The 17,212-nt window shown below is 65.9% G+C and carries 21 protein-coding genes; 16 read left to right on the forward strand and 5 right to left on the reverse strand.

The genetic code is table 11. From position 1 onward, the window contains the following. The first annotated feature begins 20 nt into the window (after positions 1-20). On the forward strand, positions 21-1,253 hold the full coding sequence (locus ACX3PH_RS05965; protein ID WP_459090406.1) for an MFS transporter: 1,233 nt from the start codon (positions 21-23) through the stop codon (positions 1,251-1,253). Here ACX3PH_RS05965 and ACX3PH_RS05970 read toward each other — a convergent pair. Genes ACX3PH_RS05970 through ACX3PH_RS05980 form a run of 3 tightly spaced genes read right to left on the reverse strand, consistent with a single transcriptional unit; the run spans position 1,250 to position 4,471 of the window. Continuing rightward, positions 1,250-1,813: a histidine phosphatase family protein gene (locus ACX3PH_RS05970; RefSeq protein WP_459090408.1), complete on the reverse strand. Its 564-nt coding sequence runs from the start codon at positions 1,811-1,813 to the stop codon at positions 1,250-1,252. The two genes, ACX3PH_RS05965 and ACX3PH_RS05970, sit on opposite strands and share 4 nt — an antisense overlap. Before the next feature lie 19 nt (positions 1,814-1,832). After that, the gene (locus ACX3PH_RS05975; protein ID WP_459090410.1) at positions 1,833-3,497 is read right to left on the reverse strand and encodes an alpha-amylase family protein; all 1,665 of its coding nucleotides are present in this window, start codon (positions 3,495-3,497) and stop codon (positions 1,833-1,835) included. Continuing rightward, positions 3,494-4,471, reverse strand: coding sequence for a TIGR03885 family FMN-dependent LLM class oxidoreductase (locus ACX3PH_RS05980; protein ID WP_459090412.1), 978 nt, complete (start codon positions 4,469-4,471; stop codon positions 3,494-3,496). Before ACX3PH_RS05980 ends, ACX3PH_RS05975 begins: the two co-directional genes overlap by 4 nt. Positions 4,472-4,600: 129 nt before the next feature. Between ACX3PH_RS05980 and ftsY the strand changes: the two genes are divergently transcribed. Further along, a complete protein-coding gene (gene ftsY, locus ACX3PH_RS05985; protein WP_459090414.1) occupies positions 4,601-5,479 on the forward strand; it encodes a signal recognition particle-docking protein FtsY in 879 nt (292 codons plus the stop codon). Positions 5,480-5,512: 33 nt separating this feature from the next. On the opposite strand, the gene ACX3PH_RS05990 is transcribed toward ftsY, so the two are convergent. Both ACX3PH_RS05990 and ACX3PH_RS05995 read right to left on the reverse strand, forming a co-directional pair. Continuing rightward, positions 5,513-6,034: a gamma carbonic anhydrase family protein gene (locus tag ACX3PH_RS05990; RefSeq protein WP_459090416.1), complete on the reverse strand. Its 522-nt coding sequence runs from the start codon at positions 6,032-6,034 to the stop codon at positions 5,513-5,515. Next, a complete protein-coding gene (locus tag ACX3PH_RS05995; RefSeq protein WP_459090418.1) occupies positions 6,031-6,939 on the reverse strand; it encodes an LLM class flavin-dependent oxidoreductase in 909 nt (302 codons plus the stop codon). Before ACX3PH_RS05995 ends, ACX3PH_RS05990 begins: the two co-directional genes overlap by 4 nt. Before the next feature lie 78 nt (positions 6,940-7,017). Between ACX3PH_RS05995 and ffh the strand changes: the two genes are divergently transcribed. The 14 genes from ffh (at position 7,018) to ACX3PH_RS06065 (ending at position 17,194) form a co-directional block, all read left to right on the forward strand. Further along, positions 7,018-8,577: a signal recognition particle protein gene (gene ffh / locus ACX3PH_RS06000; protein WP_459090420.1), complete on the forward strand. Its 1,560-nt coding sequence runs from the start codon at positions 7,018-7,020 to the stop codon at positions 8,575-8,577. Between the two features lie 210 nt (positions 8,578-8,787). Beyond that, positions 8,788-9,639, forward strand: a complete 852-nt coding sequence (locus ACX3PH_RS06005; RefSeq protein ID WP_459090422.1) for an META domain-containing protein — start codon at positions 8,788-8,790, stop codon at positions 9,637-9,639. A 37-nt stretch (positions 9,640-9,676) separates the two neighbouring features. Continuing rightward, positions 9,677-10,477, forward strand: coding sequence for an LLM class F420-dependent oxidoreductase (locus tag ACX3PH_RS06010; RefSeq protein ID WP_459090424.1), 801 nt, complete (start codon positions 9,677-9,679; stop codon positions 10,475-10,477). An 82-nt stretch (positions 10,478-10,559) separates the two neighbouring features. Beyond that, a complete protein-coding gene (locus tag ACX3PH_RS06015; RefSeq protein WP_459090426.1) occupies positions 10,560-11,489 on the forward strand; it encodes a DMT family transporter in 930 nt (309 codons plus the stop codon). 169 nt (positions 11,490-11,658) lie between these two features. After that, complete coding sequence (gene rpsP, locus ACX3PH_RS06020) at positions 11,659-12,189, forward strand: 30S ribosomal protein S16 (RefSeq protein ID WP_459090428.1); 531 nt, start codon at positions 11,659-11,661, stop codon at positions 12,187-12,189. 3 nt (positions 12,190-12,192) lie between these two features. Then, positions 12,193-12,429 (forward strand): RNA-binding protein, encoded by a 237-nt coding sequence (locus tag ACX3PH_RS06025; RefSeq protein ID WP_459090430.1) that lies wholly within the window; start codon positions 12,193-12,195, stop codon positions 12,427-12,429. A gap of 7 nt (positions 12,430-12,436) precedes the next feature. Then, entirely contained in the window at positions 12,437-13,030 is a 594-nt protein-coding gene (rimM, locus tag ACX3PH_RS06030) for a ribosome maturation factor RimM (protein WP_459090432.1), read from the forward strand. Positions 13,031-13,134: 104 nt separating this feature from the next. Further along, positions 13,135-13,836 carry a tRNA (guanosine(37)-N1)-methyltransferase TrmD gene (gene trmD / locus ACX3PH_RS06035; RefSeq protein ID WP_459090434.1) on the forward strand — a complete coding sequence of 234 codons (702 nt, stop codon included), beginning with the start codon at positions 13,135-13,137 and terminating at the stop codon, positions 13,834-13,836. A 358-nt stretch (positions 13,837-14,194) separates the two neighbouring features. After that, positions 14,195-14,338: a hypothetical protein gene (locus tag ACX3PH_RS06040; RefSeq protein ID WP_459090436.1), complete on the forward strand. Its 144-nt coding sequence runs from the start codon at positions 14,195-14,197 to the stop codon at positions 14,336-14,338. Beyond that, a complete protein-coding gene (locus ACX3PH_RS06045) occupies positions 14,335-14,640 on the forward strand; it encodes a hypothetical protein (RefSeq protein WP_459090438.1) in 306 nt (101 codons plus the stop codon). Before ACX3PH_RS06040 ends, ACX3PH_RS06045 begins: the two co-directional genes overlap by 4 nt. Before the next feature lie 40 nt (positions 14,641-14,680). Continuing rightward, complete coding sequence (locus ACX3PH_RS06050; RefSeq protein ID WP_459090440.1) at positions 14,681-15,166, forward strand: MFS transporter; 486 nt, start codon at positions 14,681-14,683, stop codon at positions 15,164-15,166. 179 nt (positions 15,167-15,345) lie between these two features. After that, the gene (rplS, locus tag ACX3PH_RS06055) at positions 15,346-15,687 is read left to right on the forward strand and encodes a 50S ribosomal protein L19 (protein WP_459090442.1); all 342 of its coding nucleotides are present in this window, start codon (positions 15,346-15,348) and stop codon (positions 15,685-15,687) included. A gap of 88 nt (positions 15,688-15,775) precedes the next feature. After that, complete coding sequence (lepB, locus tag ACX3PH_RS06060) at positions 15,776-16,519, forward strand: signal peptidase I (protein ID WP_459090444.1); 744 nt, start codon at positions 15,776-15,778, stop codon at positions 16,517-16,519. After that, positions 16,520-17,194 carry a ribonuclease HII gene (locus tag ACX3PH_RS06065; RefSeq protein WP_459090446.1) on the forward strand — a complete coding sequence of 225 codons (675 nt, stop codon included), beginning with the start codon at positions 16,520-16,522 and terminating at the stop codon, positions 17,192-17,194. Positions 17,195-17,212: the final 18 nt, after the last annotated feature.

The following is a 17,212-nucleotide window of genomic DNA, read 5'->3' on the forward strand; positions in this document are numbered from 1 at the left end:
GCGGTGGGTAGAGTAACCCGGTGACCGACATCGAACGTCTTCAGCGCAAGACCGTCTGGGTGCTCAGCAGCGCGCAGATCATGGGCGGGCTGGGCATCGGTGCAACGGCATCCGTGGGCGCCCTGCTGGCCGCAGACGTCTCCGGATACGACGCCTGGTCGGGCATGGCGGCGACCATGTCGACGCTCGGCGCAGCGGTGCTCGCACTGCCCCTGGCCCGGTTCGCTGTTCGCCGGGGCCGTCGCCCGGCGCTGGGGTTCGGGTCCATGCTGGCCGGGGCATCCGCGATCCTGCTGGTGCTGGCAGCGTCCATCGGATCGTTCCCGTTGCTGCTGGTCGCCTTCGCCCTCTCCGGTGCGGGTTCGGCCACCAACCTGCAGGCCCGGTTCGCCGCCACCGACCTGGCGCGACCGGCACACCGTGGTCGAGACCTGTCTCTGGTGGTCTGGTCGACGACCATCGGGTCCGTGCTCGGGCCCAACCTGATCGAACCGGGCGAGGCGATCGGCGACGTGCTCGGCCTGCCGACCCTGACCGGCCCGTTCGTGTTCACGGTTGCCGCCCAGGCGATCACCGTGTGCATCTACCTGTTCGGCCTGCGGCCCGATCCGCTGGTGGTCGCCCGTGATGCCCTCGGCACGGAAGCCCGGGAGCGGCCGCGCCTCGGGTTCGCCACCCTACGGATCAACCCGCGCGCGCGGTTCGCTGTCGGAGCGGTGGCCCTCAGCCACGCGACCATGGTCGCCGTCATGTCGATGACACCCGTTCACCTGTACGGGCACGGCGCAACTCTGGCGATCGTCGGGTTCACCATCAGCCTCCACATCGCCGGGATGTTCGGCCTGTCACCGGTCTTCGGCTGGTTGGCCGACCGCGTCGGCCGGCTTCCGGTACTGCTCGGCGGCCAGGCGATCCTGGCATCCGCTCTCGTCGTCGCCTGGCTCGGCAGTGAGTCGCACGCCCTGGTCGGGGTCAGCCTGGTGCTCCTCGGGCTCGGCTGGTCGGCGTCCACCATCGCGGCATCGACGATGCTGGTCGACTCGGTGCCCATCGGCGATCGGCCGGGCGTTCAGGGAGTGTCCGACCTGATGATGAACCTCGCCGGCGCTGCCGGTGGTGCCCTCGCGGGGCCGGTGTTGACTGCTTTCGGCTACCCGGGGCTCGGATTGGCCAGCATGCTGCTGGTGGCCGCCGTTCTCCTGTGGGCGCTGCTGCGGGCATCCGCCCCCGCCGACGTCCTGATCGAAGGCTAGACCAGCGACTCGAGGTGCTCCCCGTTGACGCTGAGCACCTCCCACTGGCCATCGACCACGTCGAGCGTCGACACCGACCCGTTCAGGATGTGATCGAACGGCCGGCCCGCGAGGGAGGCAAGGGTGTAGCGGATGATCGTGCCGTGGCAGACGATGACCACATTCTTGCCCGCATACTCGTCCGCGATCTGTTGCAGCGCCTTGGTGCCGCGGGCGACCACCGAGTCGAGCGGCTCGAGACCCGGGTACTGCCGGTCGGGCCAGCGGGCGTCGATCTCGGCCAGGGTGAGGCCTTCGCCTTCACCGTAGGAGCGCTCGACCAACAGGTCGTAGCTGCGTCCGAGTGCGATTCCGAGCCCGTCGGCGATGATCTGGGCGGTCTCCCGCGCCCGCGCCAGGGGAGAGCTGACGATGACCTCCCAACCCGCATCAGCCAGCACGGCTACCGCATCGCGCGCCTGCTGACGACCGGTCTCGTTGAGGGGAATGTCGCTCGATCCCTGCATCTTGAGGGCGGCATTCCAGTCAGTCTGGCCGTGGCGGATGAAGGCGATAGTCATGATCTCATTGTCCCCGAAGTCAGGAGAGGCGCTTGCTGCCGGGGTCGAGCACCCGCAGCCACCGGTAGCCGTACGCGTCCAGGTCGAGCTGAACACTGCCATTCCCGCTCGTCATGCTGACCTCCTCGTCGAGCAGGTCGACGAGCCTCGTGTCGCCATTGGCGCCATCGATCGTGAGCGGCACCGACACAGCCTCCGGGGTGAAGTTGTGCAGCGCGATCATGCTGCCCAGCGGGCCGGTGACGCGGTGGGCCAGGACTCCGGCATGCGGCTGCTTCAGGATCGTCAGCTCGCCCCAGCCGATCTCGGCGGAGGCGCGGTAGCGACGGATCAGCTTCTGCACGAACTGCAGCAAGGAGTTCGGGTCGTGGCGCTGGGCGTTCGCATTGACGTGGGTGGGGGAGTAACTGCCCTCGGTGACCGGGTTCGGGAGCAGCGAGCGCCTGGCGCTGGAGAACCCGCCGTTCTTGCCATCCGTCCACTGCATCGGGGTGCGAACCGATAACCGCTTCCCGGCATCCAGGTTCTCGCCCATGCCCAGTTCTTCCCCGTAGAACAGCACAGGAGTGCCAGGAAGCGAGAAGAGCAGGCTGTACACCATGCGGATGCGACGGGGGTCGCCCTCCAGCATCGGGGGGAGGCGCCGCACGATTCCTCGACCGTAGACGCGCATCCGCTCTTCCGGGGCGAAGGCGGTGAAAACTTCTTCGCGCTCGGCGTCGCTCAGCTTGTCGAGAGTCAGCTCGTCGTGATTGCGCACGAAGTTCGCCCACTGGGAGGTGCGCGCGATGGCCGGGCGCTTGGCGAGCATCCTGGACAGCGGGCGGGCATCGTTTCGCGCCAGGGAGAGGTAGAGGCGCTGCATGGCCTCGAAGTCGAACTGCATGGTCAGCTCGTCGCCGTCGCGCCCGCCGAAGTAGGTCTGCTGCTGCTTGTACGGAAGATTCACCTCGCCCAGGAGGATGGCGTCGCCTCGCCGCCTGCTGACCAGCTCGCGGAGCTCACGCAGGTAGTCGTGCGGGTCGCCGTATTCTGACGAGTCGCTGTCGTCCTCGATGAAGAACGGCACTGCATCCACCCGGAACCCGGAGAACCCGAGCTCCAGCCAGAAGCCGAGCACCTTCCCGATCTCCTCCCGTACCCGCGGGTTGGCCACGTTGAGGTCGGGCTGGTGGTGGTAGAAGCGATGCAGGTAGTACTGGCCGGTGCGTTCGTCCAGCGTCCAGACGCCGTCCTCGTCTCCCGGAAAGACCGATTCCGGAGCGTTCTTCGGCGGCTTGTCCCGCCACACGTAGAAGTCGCGGTACGGGGACGACTTGCTGGAGCGCGCTGCCTGGAACCACGGGTGCTTGTCGGAGGTGTGGTTGACGACGATGTCGGTGATCACGCGAATGCCGCGGTCGCTGGCGCTGCGGATCAGCTCCACGACGTCTCCGAGGTGACCCAATCGTTTGTCGACGCTGTAGAAGTCGGTGATGTCGTAGCCGTCGTCGCGGTCCGGTGTGGGGAAGAACGGCATCAGCCAGAGGCAGGTGACCCCCAGGTCGGAGAGGTAGTCCAGCCGGTGGGCGAGCCCTCCGAAGTCGCCGTGCCCGTCGCCGTTCCAGTCCATGAAGGTTTCAACGTCGAGGCAGTAGACGACGGCGTTCTTCCACCACAGGTCGCTGGTGTCGGAGATTCTCATGCTCGTTCCTTCCTGGTGACCGGCAAGTGGGGCAGTACATGCTCGCCGAACGCGTCGATGAACGCGGTCTGTTCCTGGCCGACGTGGTGCAGGTAGATCTCGTCGAAGCCGAGGTCGATGGCTTCCTGCAGCCAGGCGACGTGCCTGGCGGGGTCGGATGACACGTTGACGCTGCCGTGCATCGCCTCCGGGGGGACGTGGGTTGCGGCCAGGTCGAACGACTCAACCGAGTCCACGTCCCAGCACAGCGGTGGGGAGAAGACGTTGGTGCGCCATTGGTCATGGGCGATGGCGAGAGCTTCGTCGTCGGTGGCGGCGAAGCTCAGGTGCACCTGGAGCACCAGGGGCCCGACCCCGCCGTTCGATCGGTAGGCGTCCACGACGCCGCGGAGGGCATCCGGCGCTTGCGCCACGGTCGCCAGTCCATCAGCCCAACCGGCTGCCCAGCCTGCGGTCTTCGCGCTCACTGCGGCGGCGAGCAGGGAGGGCGGATGCTCGGGAAGCGTCCAGAGCCTCGCCCGGTCGACCGTGACCTCGCCATCATGGCTGACCTCCTGCCCGGCCAGCAGGGAGCGGATGACAGTGACGCTCTCTTCCAAGCGGGCGTTTCGGCGTTCCTTCCTCGGCCAGGCATCCCCGGTCACGTGCTCGTTGACGGCCTCGCCGCTGCCGAGCGCCACCCAGAACCGGTCCGGGTACATGCTCTCCAGGGTGGCGGCCGCCTGCGCGATGATGGCCGGGTGGTAGCGCTGGCCGGGGGCGTTGACGACGCCGAAGGGGATCGAGGTCGCCTGCAATGCTGCGCCGAGCCAGGCCCAGGCGAAGCCAGAGTGCCCCTGGCGTTCGCTCCACGGGGCGAAGTGGTCGCTGCACATGGCTGCGGTGAAACCGGCCTCCTCAGCGCGTTGCACGGCATCCAGTAGCTCGCTCGGATGGACCTGCTCGTGTGATGCGTGGAACCCGATCACTGTCACGTGTTTCCGCCCTCCGAAAAATCGCTCCGTGCCACCGTAGTCTCCGACCCTGAGGGGTGCTTTATGGGGGTTCCCAGCCGCGCGGAACCCCCCACAGCGCGACCGTCACCGGGCATTTAGGATTGGGGGATGGCCGAGAAGACGAATAGCTGGTCCCTGTCCGGGGCACTGCGGGGGATGTTCGCGAAGAAGACCATCGACGACGAGACCTGGGAAGACCTGGAAGATGCGCTGATCAGGGCCGACTTCGGGTCGGATGTCACTGACGCGGTCGTTGACGAGATGCGCCAGCAGGTGCGCAAGTACAACACGACAGATCCCGCAGATCTGAAGCGGATGCTCCGGGAGAGCCTCGAAGAGCGCCTCGCCAGGCTGGACCCCACCCTCACCCTCAGCGCCAGGCCCGCTGTCGTGCTGGTTGTCGGGGTGAACGGCGTCGGGAAGACGACGACGATCGGCAAGTTTGCGAAGTTCCTCGTAGGCCACGGGCGAAGTGTCGTGGTTGGTGCAGCAGACACGTTCCGTGCGGCAGCAGTCGAGCAGCTCGCGACCTGGGCCGAGCGCGGGGGAGCGCAGATCGTGCGTCCCCAGCAGCAGGGGCAGGATCCGGCATCCGTCGCCTTCCAGACCGTCGAGAAGGCTCAGCGGGAGGGCATCGAGATCGTTTTGATCGACACTGCCGGGCGGTTGCAGACCAAGAGCGGGCTCATGGACGAGTTGTCCAAGATCCGGCGCGTGATCGAGAAGCAGGCCGAGATCGCCGAGGTGCTGCTGGTGCTGGATGCGACGACCGGCCAGAACGGGCTGTCGCAGGCCGAGGCCTTCATTCAGCACGCGGGCGTCACCGGGCTGGTGCTCACCAAGCTCGACGGGTCAGCGAAGGGCGGCTTCGTGGTCGCCGTTCAGGAGCGCACCGGCATCCCGATCAAGCTGATCGGCCAGGGCGAGGGCATAGGCGACCTCACCGGGTTCACGCCGCACGTCTTCGTCGCCGGACTCCTCGACTAGCCCAATTCTGCGGGCCTAGTCAACCCACGAGGATCAGTTAGCCGCGCGGTGCGTCTTCGCGTATCCGACGTAGTGGGTCGCGTTGTCCTTCACCTTGGCGAACTCTTCATCCGTCAGTTCCCGGCGCACCTTGGCCGGCACCCCGGCGACCAGCGATCGCGGCGGAATGACGGTTCCCTCGAGCACGACAGCGCCGGCGGCCACCAGCGAGCCGGCTCCGATGACCGCGCCGTTGAGCACCGTCGCACTCATGCCGATCAGGCAGTCATCCTCGACGGTGCAGCCGTGCAGCACGGCGGCGTGCCCGACGCTCACGCCAGATCCGATCCGTGTCGGGATCCCGGAGTCGCAGTGTACGGTGACGTTGTCCTGCAGGTTGCTGCGGTCGCCGAGCGTGATGCTGTCGACATCGCCGCGCAGCACCGCGCCGTAGAAGACGCTCGACTCGTCGCCGAGCGCCACCTGCCCGATGAGAGTGGCGTTGGGTGCAACCCAGGCAGTGTCGGCGATGGCGGGGGTGTTTCCACCGAGGCGGATGATCAGCGGTGAAGTCATGCCCCCCAAGTTACCGGCTTCTGCGCTTGTTTTCCGTAGAGCCGCGATGCCACCTCGAACAGCACCTCTTCCCGAGCGGCGTAGATGCCTTCAGCGCGCGGCCAGTGGTAGACCACGTCGGTGAAGCCGAGAACGGATGCCCGGCCGACCGAGTCTTCCCAGGCGCCAACGCTGTCCAGCGCGAGCCGGCCACCCGAGTCCAGGCTCAGGTACCGGTCGATGGATTCGCGCCCCTGCGCCGCAAGCGCATCGTCGAGGCGTCCGGACAGCTCGGCGATCCCCGCCCACCAGACGTCGCCGGTTTCGGATTCCCGACCGGTCGTCACCCAGCCGTCCGCACGCTCGGCGACCATCCGCAAGCCCTTTGGGCCATTTGCGGCGACGATCAGCGGTATCCGGGGCGATTGAGCGGGCGCTCCGACCATCCTGGCGCCGCTCGCCGTGAACCATTCGCCCTCGAACGACACGCCTCCGCTTCCCGGCGCCTCGAACCGCAGCAACTCGTCGAGGCCGGTCACGAACTCGACGAACCGCTCGTGTCGCTGCCGCGGCGTGAATTCGGGCTGCCCCAGCACGAACGCATCGAACCCGGTGCCGCCGGAGCCGACACCCAGCAGCATCCGCCCGCCGGAAATGTCGTCGACCGTGGCCAGTTCCTTGGCGAACGGAACCGGATGCCTGAAATTCGGCGACGCCACGAAGGTGCCCAACCGGATCGTTGACGTGACCGTCGCGGCAGCCGTGAGCGTCGGAATCGTGGCATGCCACGGCTCGTCGGCGAGGCTCCGCCACGACAGGTGGTCGTAGGTCCAGGCATGGTCGAAGCCCAGTTGCTCCGCCTGCTGCCACTTGTGCCGGGCATCCGCCCACGTGTCCTGGGGGAGAATCACAATTCCGTGGCGCATGGCTCAACCCTATGGCCAGCCGCCGTCACCGCCCGCGGTCACCTGAGCCCCCGCCTTCCGCTTAAACTAGGGAGCACCATGGCCACTTTTGGAAACCTCACCGACCGCCTCGTCGATACGTTCAAGAACCTGCGCGGTAAGGGCAAGCTGAGCCCAGCGGATGTCGATGGCACCGTTCGCGAGATCAGGCGAGCGCTGCTCGACGCCGACGTCGCGCTCGATGTCGTCAAAGAGTTCACCGGCAAGGTGCGCGAGCGCGCTCTCAGCGATGAGGTGTCGAAGGCGCTCAACCCCGCGCAGCAGGTCGTGCAGATCGTCAACGACGAACTCATCCAGATCCTGGGTGGCGAGGCCAGGCGACTCAACTTCGCCAAGACGGCGCCCACCGTCATCATGCTGGCCGGACTACAGGGTGCCGGTAAGACCACCCTCGCCGGCAAGCTCGCCAAGTGGCTCGCCGAGCAGAACCACACGCCGCTGCTGGTCGCAGCGGACCTCCAGCGGCCGAACGCCGTCACCCAGCTGCAGGTCGTCGGTGAGCAGGCCGGCGTGGCAGTGTTCGCCCCGGAGCCAGGCAACGGCGTAGGCGACCCGGTCAAGGTGGCCAAGAACGCGATCAAATTCGCGAAGGACAAGCAGTACGACGTTGTCATTGTGGACACGGCCGGGCGCCTCGGTGTCGATGCCGAGCTGATGAAGCAGGCAGGGAACATCCGCAAGGCTGTCGACCCGGACGAGGTGCTGTTCGTCATCGACGCGATGATCGGCCAGGACGCCGTCACCACGGCCAAGGCCTTCCAGGAGGGCGTCGATTTCACCGGCGTCGTGCTGACCAAGCTCGACGGCGATACTCGCGGTGGGGCGGCGTTGTCCGTCGCATCCGTCACCGGTCGCCCGATCATCTTCGCCAGCACGGGCGAGAAGCTGGACGAATTCGAACCGTTCTACCCCGACCGGATGGCCAGCCGCATCCTGGACCTCGGTGACATCCTCACCCTGATCGAGCAGGCGCAGAAGAACTTTGACGAGGACGAGGCCAAAAAGGTTGCGGAGAAGTTCGCGACCGACACGTTCACACTCGAGGATTTCCTGTCCCAGATGCAGCAGCTCAAGAACATGGGCTCCATCAAGAACATGCTCGGGATGCTTCCCGGCGCGAAGGGTATGCGCGAGCAGCTCGACAACTTCGACGAGTCGGAGATCACGCGTACCGAGGCGATCATCCAGTCGATGACCCTCATGGAGCGCCGCCAGCCGAAGCTGCTTAACGGATCGCGCCGACTGCGCATAGCCCGCGGTTCCGGCACATCGGTGACCGAGGTGAACGCCCTGGTCAACCGGTTCGAGCAGGCCGCGAAGATGATGAAGACGGTCGCCAAGGGCGGGATGCCCCAGGTGCCAGGCATGGGGCCGATCCCCGGCGCAGGCTTCGGAGGCGGACGCGGCAAGCCGCAGAAGGCCAAGAAGAAGGGCTCCAAGTCGGGCAACCCGGCGAAGCGCGCAGCCGAGAACGCTGCGCTTGCTTCTGGCAAGCCGGCGGATGCTCCCGCCTCCGGTTCCGGGTTCGGCTTGGGCGCAGCCAAGGGCGGCCCCAGCGAGGAAGAGCTCGCCTCGCTGCAGAAGTTCCTCGGTCGCTGACGTCGCTCCGCGGGCGCGTCCCTTCCGCCGCGCGGCCTTTTCAGTGGAACGCTGCGACGGATGCGATGGCGTTCCACCGAAAAGACCGCGCCGCCAGCGCGGCACTGACAGCGGGCAAGTTGGCCGAACTCGTCAAGGTTTCCCGCTGACGCCCAACCCCCGCAAAACGTTGGGTCGCGGCATCCGCTGCCCACTGGGTACGGTCAGAACATGAAGCGTTTCGCCCTGCCCGTCGTCGCCATCCTGCTCCTGGCCGGATGCGCAGGACAAGCCAACCCCGACGACGTCCTTCCGACGTCCCCGCCGATCATCATCGAGCCGGGGGAGGGCGAATCCGCAGCGCTCGGCCTGGTCAACCTTTGGCGTGTTACCGGTGCCGAGGGCGAACGCGAAGCGACGTGGCTGCGGCTGGACGCGAACGAGTTCCAGCTGTGGCGGGACTGCGGAATGATCAACGGTTCCTGGGCGGCAACAGATTCGATCTTCCTTGGTGAGGCGTGGGGCGCGATGGGCGACTGCGCGACCGACGGCATGCCGGTCGTGGAGTGGCTGAACCAGGTGGTGGGGTTCACCGCGACGCCAGGCGGCTACGACCTGCTCGCGGCGGATGGCAGTGTCGTCGCATCGCTCAGCATCGACGGCGCGCCCGAGCCGATCCCGACGGCGGCCGAGTTCTTCGCCGAGCCGCCGGAGGTCACCGATGAGGTGCGCGCCCAGTTCGCGGCTCCGGCGCCGCTTCCGGGCGAGTTGGAGCCTGCAACAGCGGATGCGCTCGACGGCAAGTGGGTACCGGTCGATACGACCCCGACCGACCCGCACGTCGTGTTCAACGCCGGGGGCACCTGGACCGGCTCCGACGGCTGCAACGGTGGCGGCGGACGGTGGGCGGTGGACGGCGACGGTGGGTTCCTCGCGACTTCCGGGCCGTCAACGCTGATGTTCTGTGAGGGTGCGCCTGTTCCCGCATGGGTCGCGCAGGCATCCGCTGCCGGAATGGACACCGACGGCCACCTGCACCTCTTCGACGCATCCGGTACCGCGTTGGGATCGCTGACCCGCTGAACCGACAGGTACCACTCACGACTCGTAGGCTGAGCGGATGATCACCCGCCCCATCCGCATCGGCGTGCAGTTGGCGCCCCAGCACGCCGACTACCCCAAGCTGCGTGACACCGCCGCCGAACTGGAAGACCTCGGCATCGACGTGCTCTTCAACTGGGACCATTTCTTTACGCTGTCCGGCGACCCGGATGGCCGTCACTTCGAGTCGTGGACCATGCTGGCGGCCCTCGCCGAACAGACCAGCACAGTCCAGCTCGGGTCGCTGGTGAACTGCAACAGCTACCGCAACCCCAACCTGCAAGCGGACATGGCCCGCACCATCGACCACATCAGCGCGGGTCCCGACGGGGTCGGCCGGTTCATCTTCGGCACCGGCGCCGGCTGGTTCGAGCGCGACTACGAGGAGTACGGCTACGAGTTCGGCACGGCCGGCAGCAGGCTGGACGCCCTCGCTCGTGACCTTCCGATCATCCGCTCACGCTGGGAGAAGCTGAACCCGCCTCCCACCCGCCGCATCCCTGTGCTGATCGGCGGTGGCGGGGAGAAGAAGACGCTCCGCATCGTCGCCGAGCACGCCGACATCTGGCACAGCTTCTCCGACGCGCCCACCCTGAAGCGCAAGCTGGGAATCCTTGCGAAACACGGCGAGGACGTCGGTCGCGACGTCAGCGAGATCGAAATCTCCACCAAGCTGGGGTCGCGGATGTCCGTGGCGGACGCCGACGAGCAGGTCGCCCTCGGCGTCAGCCTGTTCACGATCGAGTTGCGTCGGCCAGAGTACGATTTCGACTCGATCAAGGGCTGGCTTTCCTGGCGCGATCAGCAGAACTCCAGGTAGCTTTCTGCCAGCCTTCGACAAGTCCGTGCCACAGGCCGTCGTTCGGTGATCCAATGTCGGTGGCTATGGATAACGTGAGACGGTGACCACCCTGAAGACCCGGCGTCCCGTCGCCAGCGCATCGACCCTCGTACTCGTCGCCATCGTGGTAACGGTGATCGCCTGGGCTAGCGCTTTCGTCGTCATCCGCGGCGTTGCTCCCTACTTCTCCGGCGGTCCGCTCGCGCTCGGCCGTCTGCTGATCGGCACGGCTTTGCTCGCCCTGGTCCTGATCGGGCGCCGCTGGGTGAAGCCGACCGGCCGCGAATGGCTCCTCATCCTGGTCTTCGGGATCGCCTGGTTCGGCGTCTACAACGTGGCCCTGAACACGGCAGAGCAGACTCTGGATGCCGGTACCACGGCGATGCTGGTGAACATCGGCCCGATCCTCATCGCTCTGGGTGCCGGGCTGTTCCTCGGTGAGGGCATCCCGAAGTGGCTCGCCATCGGCGCCGGGGTCGCATTCTTCGGGGTGATTCTCATCGGACTCGGCACCGGGGCATCCGAATTCGGTGACGGCTGGGGTGTGATCTGGTGCCTGGTCGCCGCGCTGGCCTACGCCATCGGAGTCCTCTGCCAGAAGCGCGTACTGACGCGGATGCCGGCGACGCAGGTGACCTGGATGGGCTGCGTCATCGGCGCCATCGCCTGCCTCCCGTTCAGTGGCGGTCTCATCGCCGAACTCCAGGAGGCGCCGGCAGCGGCGATCGCCGGCGTCGTCTACCTGGGCGCAGTCCCGACGGCTCTCGCTTTCAGCACCTGGGCTTACGCCCTGTCGCGGATGCCCGCGGGCAAGCTCGGCGTCACCACTTACGTCGTCCCGGCCATCGTGGTCGCCCTCGGGTTCCTCTTCTTCCAGGAGATCCCCACCGTACTGGCCATCATCGGTGGAGTAATCTGCCTGATCGGTGTCGCCCTCAGCCGCCGCACGTCACGTGCAGCCACTCCGGCGGTGCCGGTTCAGGCGGAGTAGCCGACCCCGGTAATCACCGTCACGGTTTTTCTGGCAGAATGGACTGTTGAGTCTGCGCGGTTCGACCCTCTAATCAAACCGCACCAGATTTCCTTAGACCTTTCTGCCGAGTGTGCCCCCACGCTCACGGCTGTCAGTTCGCTCCCATATCTAGAAACACAGGAGAATTGTGGCTGTAAAAATTCGTTTGAAGCGCTTCGGCAAGATCCGCGCTCCTTACTACCGCATCGTTGTCGCCGACTCGCGCACCAAGCGCGACGGCCGTGTCATCGAAGAGATCGGCAAGTACCACCCGACCGAGGAGCCCTCGTTCATCGAGGTCAACTCCGAGCGTGCCCAGTACTGGCTGAGCGTCGGCGCACAGCCGACCGAGCAGGTTGCTGCTCTCCTCAAGCTGACCGGTGACTGGGGAACGTTCAAGGGCGAGAAGAACGCCAAGTCGACTGTCAAGACGAAGGAGCCGAAGGTTCCTTTCGTCGCCGACGAGAAGAAGAAGGCTGTCCTGAAGCCGAAGACCGAGGCCCCGGCCAAGGAAGAGGCGAAGAAGGAAGAGCCGAAGGCTAAGGAAGCTCCCGCCGAGGAGCCCAAGGTTGAGGAAGCTCCCGCCGAGGAGCCCAAGGTCGAGGAGGCTCCGGCAGCTGAGGCAGCAGCCGAAGCTCCCGCCGAGGAAACCCCCGCTCCCGACGCAGACAAGGCGTAGCACGTGCTCGCACCCGCTCTGGAGCACCTGGTCAAGGGGATCGTCGATCACCCGGACGATGTGCAGGTCGTGTCAAAGAACTCTCCTCGCGGCGACGTTCTCGAGGTGCGCGTGCACCCGGAGGACCTCGGTCGTGTGATCGGTCGCGCTGGCCGCACTGCGAAGGCGCTCCGCACCCTGGTCTCGGCTCTCGCCGATGGCCGCAAGGTGCGCGTCGACGTTGTCGACACCGATTACTAGACAAGCGATGTCCAGTAAGACCCAACTCAGAGTCGGCCGCCTTACCAAGGCACATGGCCTCAAGGGTGCAATAAAGATCGAGCTGTACACGGATGACCCGGGGCGACGTTTCGTCCCGGGCGCCGTGTTCACTCTCCAGGTGCCGACCTCGTCGCCCTGGCACGGCAAGACCCTCGAGCTCGTCGAGCTGAAGTGGTACAACACGCATCCCGTGGCGTTCTTCAAGGATGTCCCGGATCGCACGACAGCCGAGTCGTTGCTGAAGGCGATCCTCTGGGTCGACCAGGATCTCGATGAGAGCCCTGACGAGGAGGATGCCTGGTTCGACCATCAGCTGGTCGGCCTGTCCGTCATCCGCGACGGCGTGAAAGTCGGGACCATCAGCCTGGTCGATCACCTTCCGGCCCAGGACCTCCTGCATGTGACGACGGATGCCGGTGAGGTGCTTGTCCCGTTCGTCAAGGCGATCGTGCCCGCAGTCGACATCAAGGCCGGCACCCTGACGGTGACGCCGCCCCCCGGCCTTTTCGAGGAGCTGCCCGACGAGCCCGACGACGAACCGAACAAGCCTGCACTCACCGAAGAGCCGCCCGCGAATTGAGGGACCTTTCGTGCCGTCTGCACGGTTTGAGGGACTTTTTTCGGCGATAGTGCTGCTTTCTCCTCCTTTCGTGTCAGCGAGTCCTCCGCGCTTAGGATCACTACGTGCGCATCGACATCGTGACGATCTTCCCGGAGTTCTTCTCCGTGCTCGACGTCTCACTGCTCGGTAAGGCGCGCAAGAGCGGCCTGATCGACCTCACTGTGCACGACCTCCGCGATTTCACCCACGATCGGCACCGCACGGTCGACGACACCCCCTATGGCGGCGGCGCCGGCATGGTGATGAAACCGGAGCCGTGGGGTGAGGCGCTCGACAGCATCCTCGATGCTGCAGCAGCGGATGCTCGGCCAACAGTCATCTTCCCGTCGCCAGCTGGCGAGGTCTTCACCCAGAAGCTCGCACGCGAGCTCGCCCAGGAGCCCCAGCTGGTGTTCGCGTGCGGCCGGTACGAAGGCATTGACCAGCGGGTCATCGACTACACGGCGACCCGGGCATCCGTTCGCCTGATCAGCCTGGGCGACTATGTGCTCAACGGGGGAGAGGTGGCAACGATGGCGATGATCGAGGCGATCGGCCGGCTCATCCCCGGCATGGTCGGCAACCCGGAGAGCCTGGTCGAGGAGAGTCACGAAGACGGGCTGCTCGAGTACCCCAGCTACACGAAACCGGCCGAATGGCGAGGGCTCGAGGTACCGCCGGTGCTCCTGAGCGGCAACCACGCCGCCATCGCCGCGTGGCGACGGGCGCAACAGCTGGATCGCACCCGTGAGGTCAGGCCTGAACTACTGGATGGTAACGGCTAGCTAACGAACCGGTAAAGTGAGAGTCCCACAGTATATCGTCGATGGGACCCGACAGCCGACTCAGGAGTACCCGTGCCCAAGACTGTTTTGAGTATCATCGCCCTTCTTGTCACTGTATTCGTGGTGGCCCTGGGAGGAAGCCTCGCAGGCAACGCCATTGCTGGAGGAGCCTCGCAGGGCGTTGCGGATGCGACGTCCGCCACGGGATCGAGCGGGACAGACGGAGCAGAGGGCCCGGCGGGGCCTGCGGGTCCGACCGGCCCCGAGGGTGCACAAGGTGTCGACGGTTTGGCCGGGCCCCACGGGAGCGTAGGTCCGGCTGGTGCTCGCGGGGCTGTAGGGCCGAAAGGCTCCACAGGTGCTCGGGGCGACGCAGGTTCGCAGGGACCCGCGGGTTCGCCGGGTCCTGCCGGTATGCCCGGTCCTGCCGGTGCGCCTGGTGCAGATGGAGTTGACGGTGCAAATGGGGTTGACGGTGTCGATGGAGCCGATGGCGACGTGAATGTGCGGCTGGTCGAGAAGGCATCCCAAGGGTTCACCGATACGCCGAACACGGTGCTTGCTTTCAGCCCAATGTTGAGTGCCGAGAAGTGGCTCGTCGAGATTCAATGGACGCCTGACGGCGGTACCGGTGATTGTTCCCTGGTTGCACATGGAACTGTTCAGACGATCGCACCGGGCTGGACCCAGGTTGTCGACCTGACCAGCAACAATGACATCCGGTTACGGTGCCAGTCTTCATCGTCAACCTTGGGGTACTCCATCAAAGACGCACGGATGCTTGCCTTACGGGTAACCGGCTAGGCCTAGCTGTTCTCCAGCAGGCCTCGCGTACGCTTGTCCCATGTGGCTGAGGCGAGCGTTCTATTACGCAATGTTCGGCGCCTTCGTGGTGCTGCCGGTGTTCCTGCTGATCGGGCGCGGTCTGGTGCTCGCGGAGAGTGGCTGGGACTTCGCGCTGCTGCTGCTGATCAGCCCCATCCTGGGTGTCGTGATGCTGGTCGTCGCAGGATTCACGGTGGCGCGCAAGTCGGTGCGCCGCGACCGTGCACTGTCGTGGCTGGACGTCGGGCTCCACTTCGCGTGGTACCTCTCCATCATCGCCGCCGGCGTTTTCGCGCATCCGGCTGTCGCCGCGATCGTCATCATGCTGTCCGTTGCGGCGTTCTGGTCGGCACTCTGGCAGTTGTTCACCGAGACTCGTCGGCGAGTGAAGTCTGCGCTGGCATCACTGGACTACACCGCCGTTCCCGCGTCACAGTATCGGCAGGCGAACCCGGATGCGCCGGGCGCCGGCACGGTCATCCGCCTGGAGCCGCCGAAAGACTGAACGCTCCGGGCCGGACAAGCGGGCTCAACTGGCGGCGATCATCCGCTTATGGCAGAATTAGCGTTTGTGCCCGCGCACGGCTCTGCCACAGGGGAGCCAGCATTCTTTCGGCACCATCCCATTCTTCAGCAGTACTTAGATCGTGGTCGACCAGTGGCGGCCGCAGAGAGCGAACAATCATGCACATTCTCGACGCCGTAGATGCGGCCTCACTCCGCTCAGACATCCCGGACTTCCGCGCCGGCGACAACGTGAAGGTGCACGTCAACATCGTTGAAGGTACGCGTTCACGTATCCAGATCTTCCAGGGGGTCGTCATCGGCCGCCAGAACGAGGGCGTCCGCGAGACTTTCACGGTTCGCAAGGTCAGCTTCCAGGTGGGCGTGGAGCGCACGTTCCCGGTTCACTCCCCGGTCATTGACCACATCGAGGTCGTCACCCGCGGTGACGTTCGTCGCGCCAAGCTGTACTACCTGCGCGACCTGCGCGGCAAGAAGGCGAAGATCAAGGAAAAGCGCTAAGCGCTCCTCCCGTCCCACGCAACGCACCCGATAGCGCACGCTACTTCAGCTCCCCACCACGTAATATGGCGGGGAGCTCAGGGGTTAAATGACAGATGCACTGCCTGCTTCGCGCACAGCCAGCGAGGCGATCGAACGGCGCCGCAAAACACGCGGTATCAAGCTGTTCCTCCGCGACATCGTCCTCATTTTCCTGGCCGCGATCATCATTTCGGTGGGCATCAAGACCTTCCTGATCCGCTCGTTCTACATCCCCTCCTCGTCGATGGAGAACACCCTGCAGGTGCAGGACCGCATCATCGTCAACCAGTTGATCCCCGACCTGTTCGACGTCGAGCGCGGCGACATCGTGGTGTTCAAGGATCCGGGCGGTTGGCTGAACCCGGTTCCGCAGGAAGAGCGCGCCCCGCTGGTCGAGGCGGTCGACTGGATGCTGTCGGCGATCGGCCTGAGCGCCCCGGACAGCAACGACCACCTCATCAAACGCGTCATCGGCCTTCCCGGCGACGAGGTGGCCTGCTGCAACGCTTTCGGCCAGTTGTCGGTGAACGGCGTGCCGATCGATGAGGGATACCTGAAGCTGCCGGACAAGGTGACCAAGGTGTCGAAGGACGACTTCGCGATCACCGTCCCCAAGGATTCCCTATGGGTCTTGGGCGACAACCGCTACAACTCCTGCGACTCGCGCTGCAATACCTCTGGCCCGACCGAAGGATTCGTCCCGCTCGACCACGTGGTGGGCCGGGCGTTCCTGGTCAGCTGGCCCAGCCAGAACTGGACCTGGCTCGACAACTACCCCCAGACTTTCGCTGGGGTCGACGAGGGACAGTAGATGGTTGTCTCCGACCCCACACTGGACTACGAAGCCGGCCTGCACGCGCAGGGCGCCCGTTACGTCATCGGATGTGACGAGGTCGGCCGGGGTGCGATCGCCGGCCCGGTCGGGGTGGGCATGAGCGTGGTCGAACGGAAGATGGGCGCGATCCCGAAGGGGCTTCGCGACTCGAAGATGCTCAGCGAGAAGCGCCGCGAGGAGTTGGCGCCGCTCAGCGCATCGTGGTGCCGCTTCAGTGCTGTCGGTCTCGCGTCGCCCCTGGAGGTCGACCAGCTGGGCATCTCCGCCGCCCTCGCCCTGGCGGGAAAGCGCGCCCTGACCGCGCTGCATGAGGCTGGCGCGAGCATCCGCGAAAGCATCGTACTGCTCGACGGCCACTTCGACTGGCTCAACCCCGGGCTGTCGTCCCCGCTCCCGGTGCGCACGCTCGTCAAGGCCGACCAGCAATGCGCGTCGGTCGCCGCAGCATCCGTCATCGCCAAGGTGCATCGCGACCGGCTGATGATCGAAGCGGATGCTGTCACCAGCGGGTACGGCTGGGCCGGCAACAAGGGCTACGGCAGTGCGGAGCACATGGCGGCCATCGCCGAGCTGGGCGCTACCGACTTCCACCGCCGCACCTGGCTGAAGCAGCCGGCCCTATTCGACGAGCTCGTCGCCATCGCCGACTGAGCTGCATACCCCGGCAGG

It is taken from the genome of Homoserinimonas sp. A520, from assembly GCF_054489245.1.

Excerpts from the sequence above, each read along its gene's own strand:
- ACX3PH_RS05970 (WP_459090408.1), bottom strand. The coding sequence starts at position 1,813 with ATGACTATCGCCTTCATCCGCCACGGCCAGACTGACTGGAATGCCGCC.
- ACX3PH_RS05975 (WP_459090410.1), bottom strand. The coding sequence starts at position 3,497 with ATGAGAATCTCCGACACCAGCGACCTGTGGTGGAAGAACGCCGTCGTC.
- ftsY (WP_459090414.1), top strand. The coding sequence starts at position 4,601 with ATGGCCGAGAAGACGAATAGCTGGTCCCTGTCCGGGGCACTGCGGGGG.
- ACX3PH_RS05990 (WP_459090416.1), bottom strand. The coding sequence starts at position 6,034 with ATGACTTCACCGCTGATCATCCGCCTCGGTGGAAACACCCCCGCCATC.
- ACX3PH_RS05995 (WP_459090418.1), bottom strand. The coding sequence starts at position 6,939 with ATGCGCCACGGAATTGTGATTCTCCCCCAGGACACGTGGGCGGATGCC.
- ffh (WP_459090420.1), top strand. The coding sequence starts at position 7,018 with ATGGCCACTTTTGGAAACCTCACCGACCGCCTCGTCGATACGTTCAAG.
- ACX3PH_RS06005 (WP_459090422.1), top strand. The coding sequence starts at position 8,788 with ATGAAGCGTTTCGCCCTGCCCGTCGTCGCCATCCTGCTCCTGGCCGGA.
- ACX3PH_RS06010 (WP_459090424.1), top strand. The coding sequence starts at position 9,677 with ATGATCACCCGCCCCATCCGCATCGGCGTGCAGTTGGCGCCCCAGCAC.
- rimM (WP_459090432.1), top strand. The coding sequence starts at position 12,437 with ATGTCCAGTAAGACCCAACTCAGAGTCGGCCGCCTTACCAAGGCACAT.
- ACX3PH_RS06050 (WP_459090440.1), top strand. The coding sequence starts at position 14,681 with ATGTGGCTGAGGCGAGCGTTCTATTACGCAATGTTCGGCGCCTTCGTG.
- rplS (WP_459090442.1), top strand. The coding sequence starts at position 15,346 with ATGCACATTCTCGACGCCGTAGATGCGGCCTCACTCCGCTCAGACATC.
- lepB (WP_459090444.1), top strand. The coding sequence starts at position 15,776 with ATGACAGATGCACTGCCTGCTTCGCGCACAGCCAGCGAGGCGATCGAA.
- ACX3PH_RS06065 (WP_459090446.1), top strand. The coding sequence starts at position 16,520 with ATGGTTGTCTCCGACCCCACACTGGACTACGAAGCCGGCCTGCACGCG.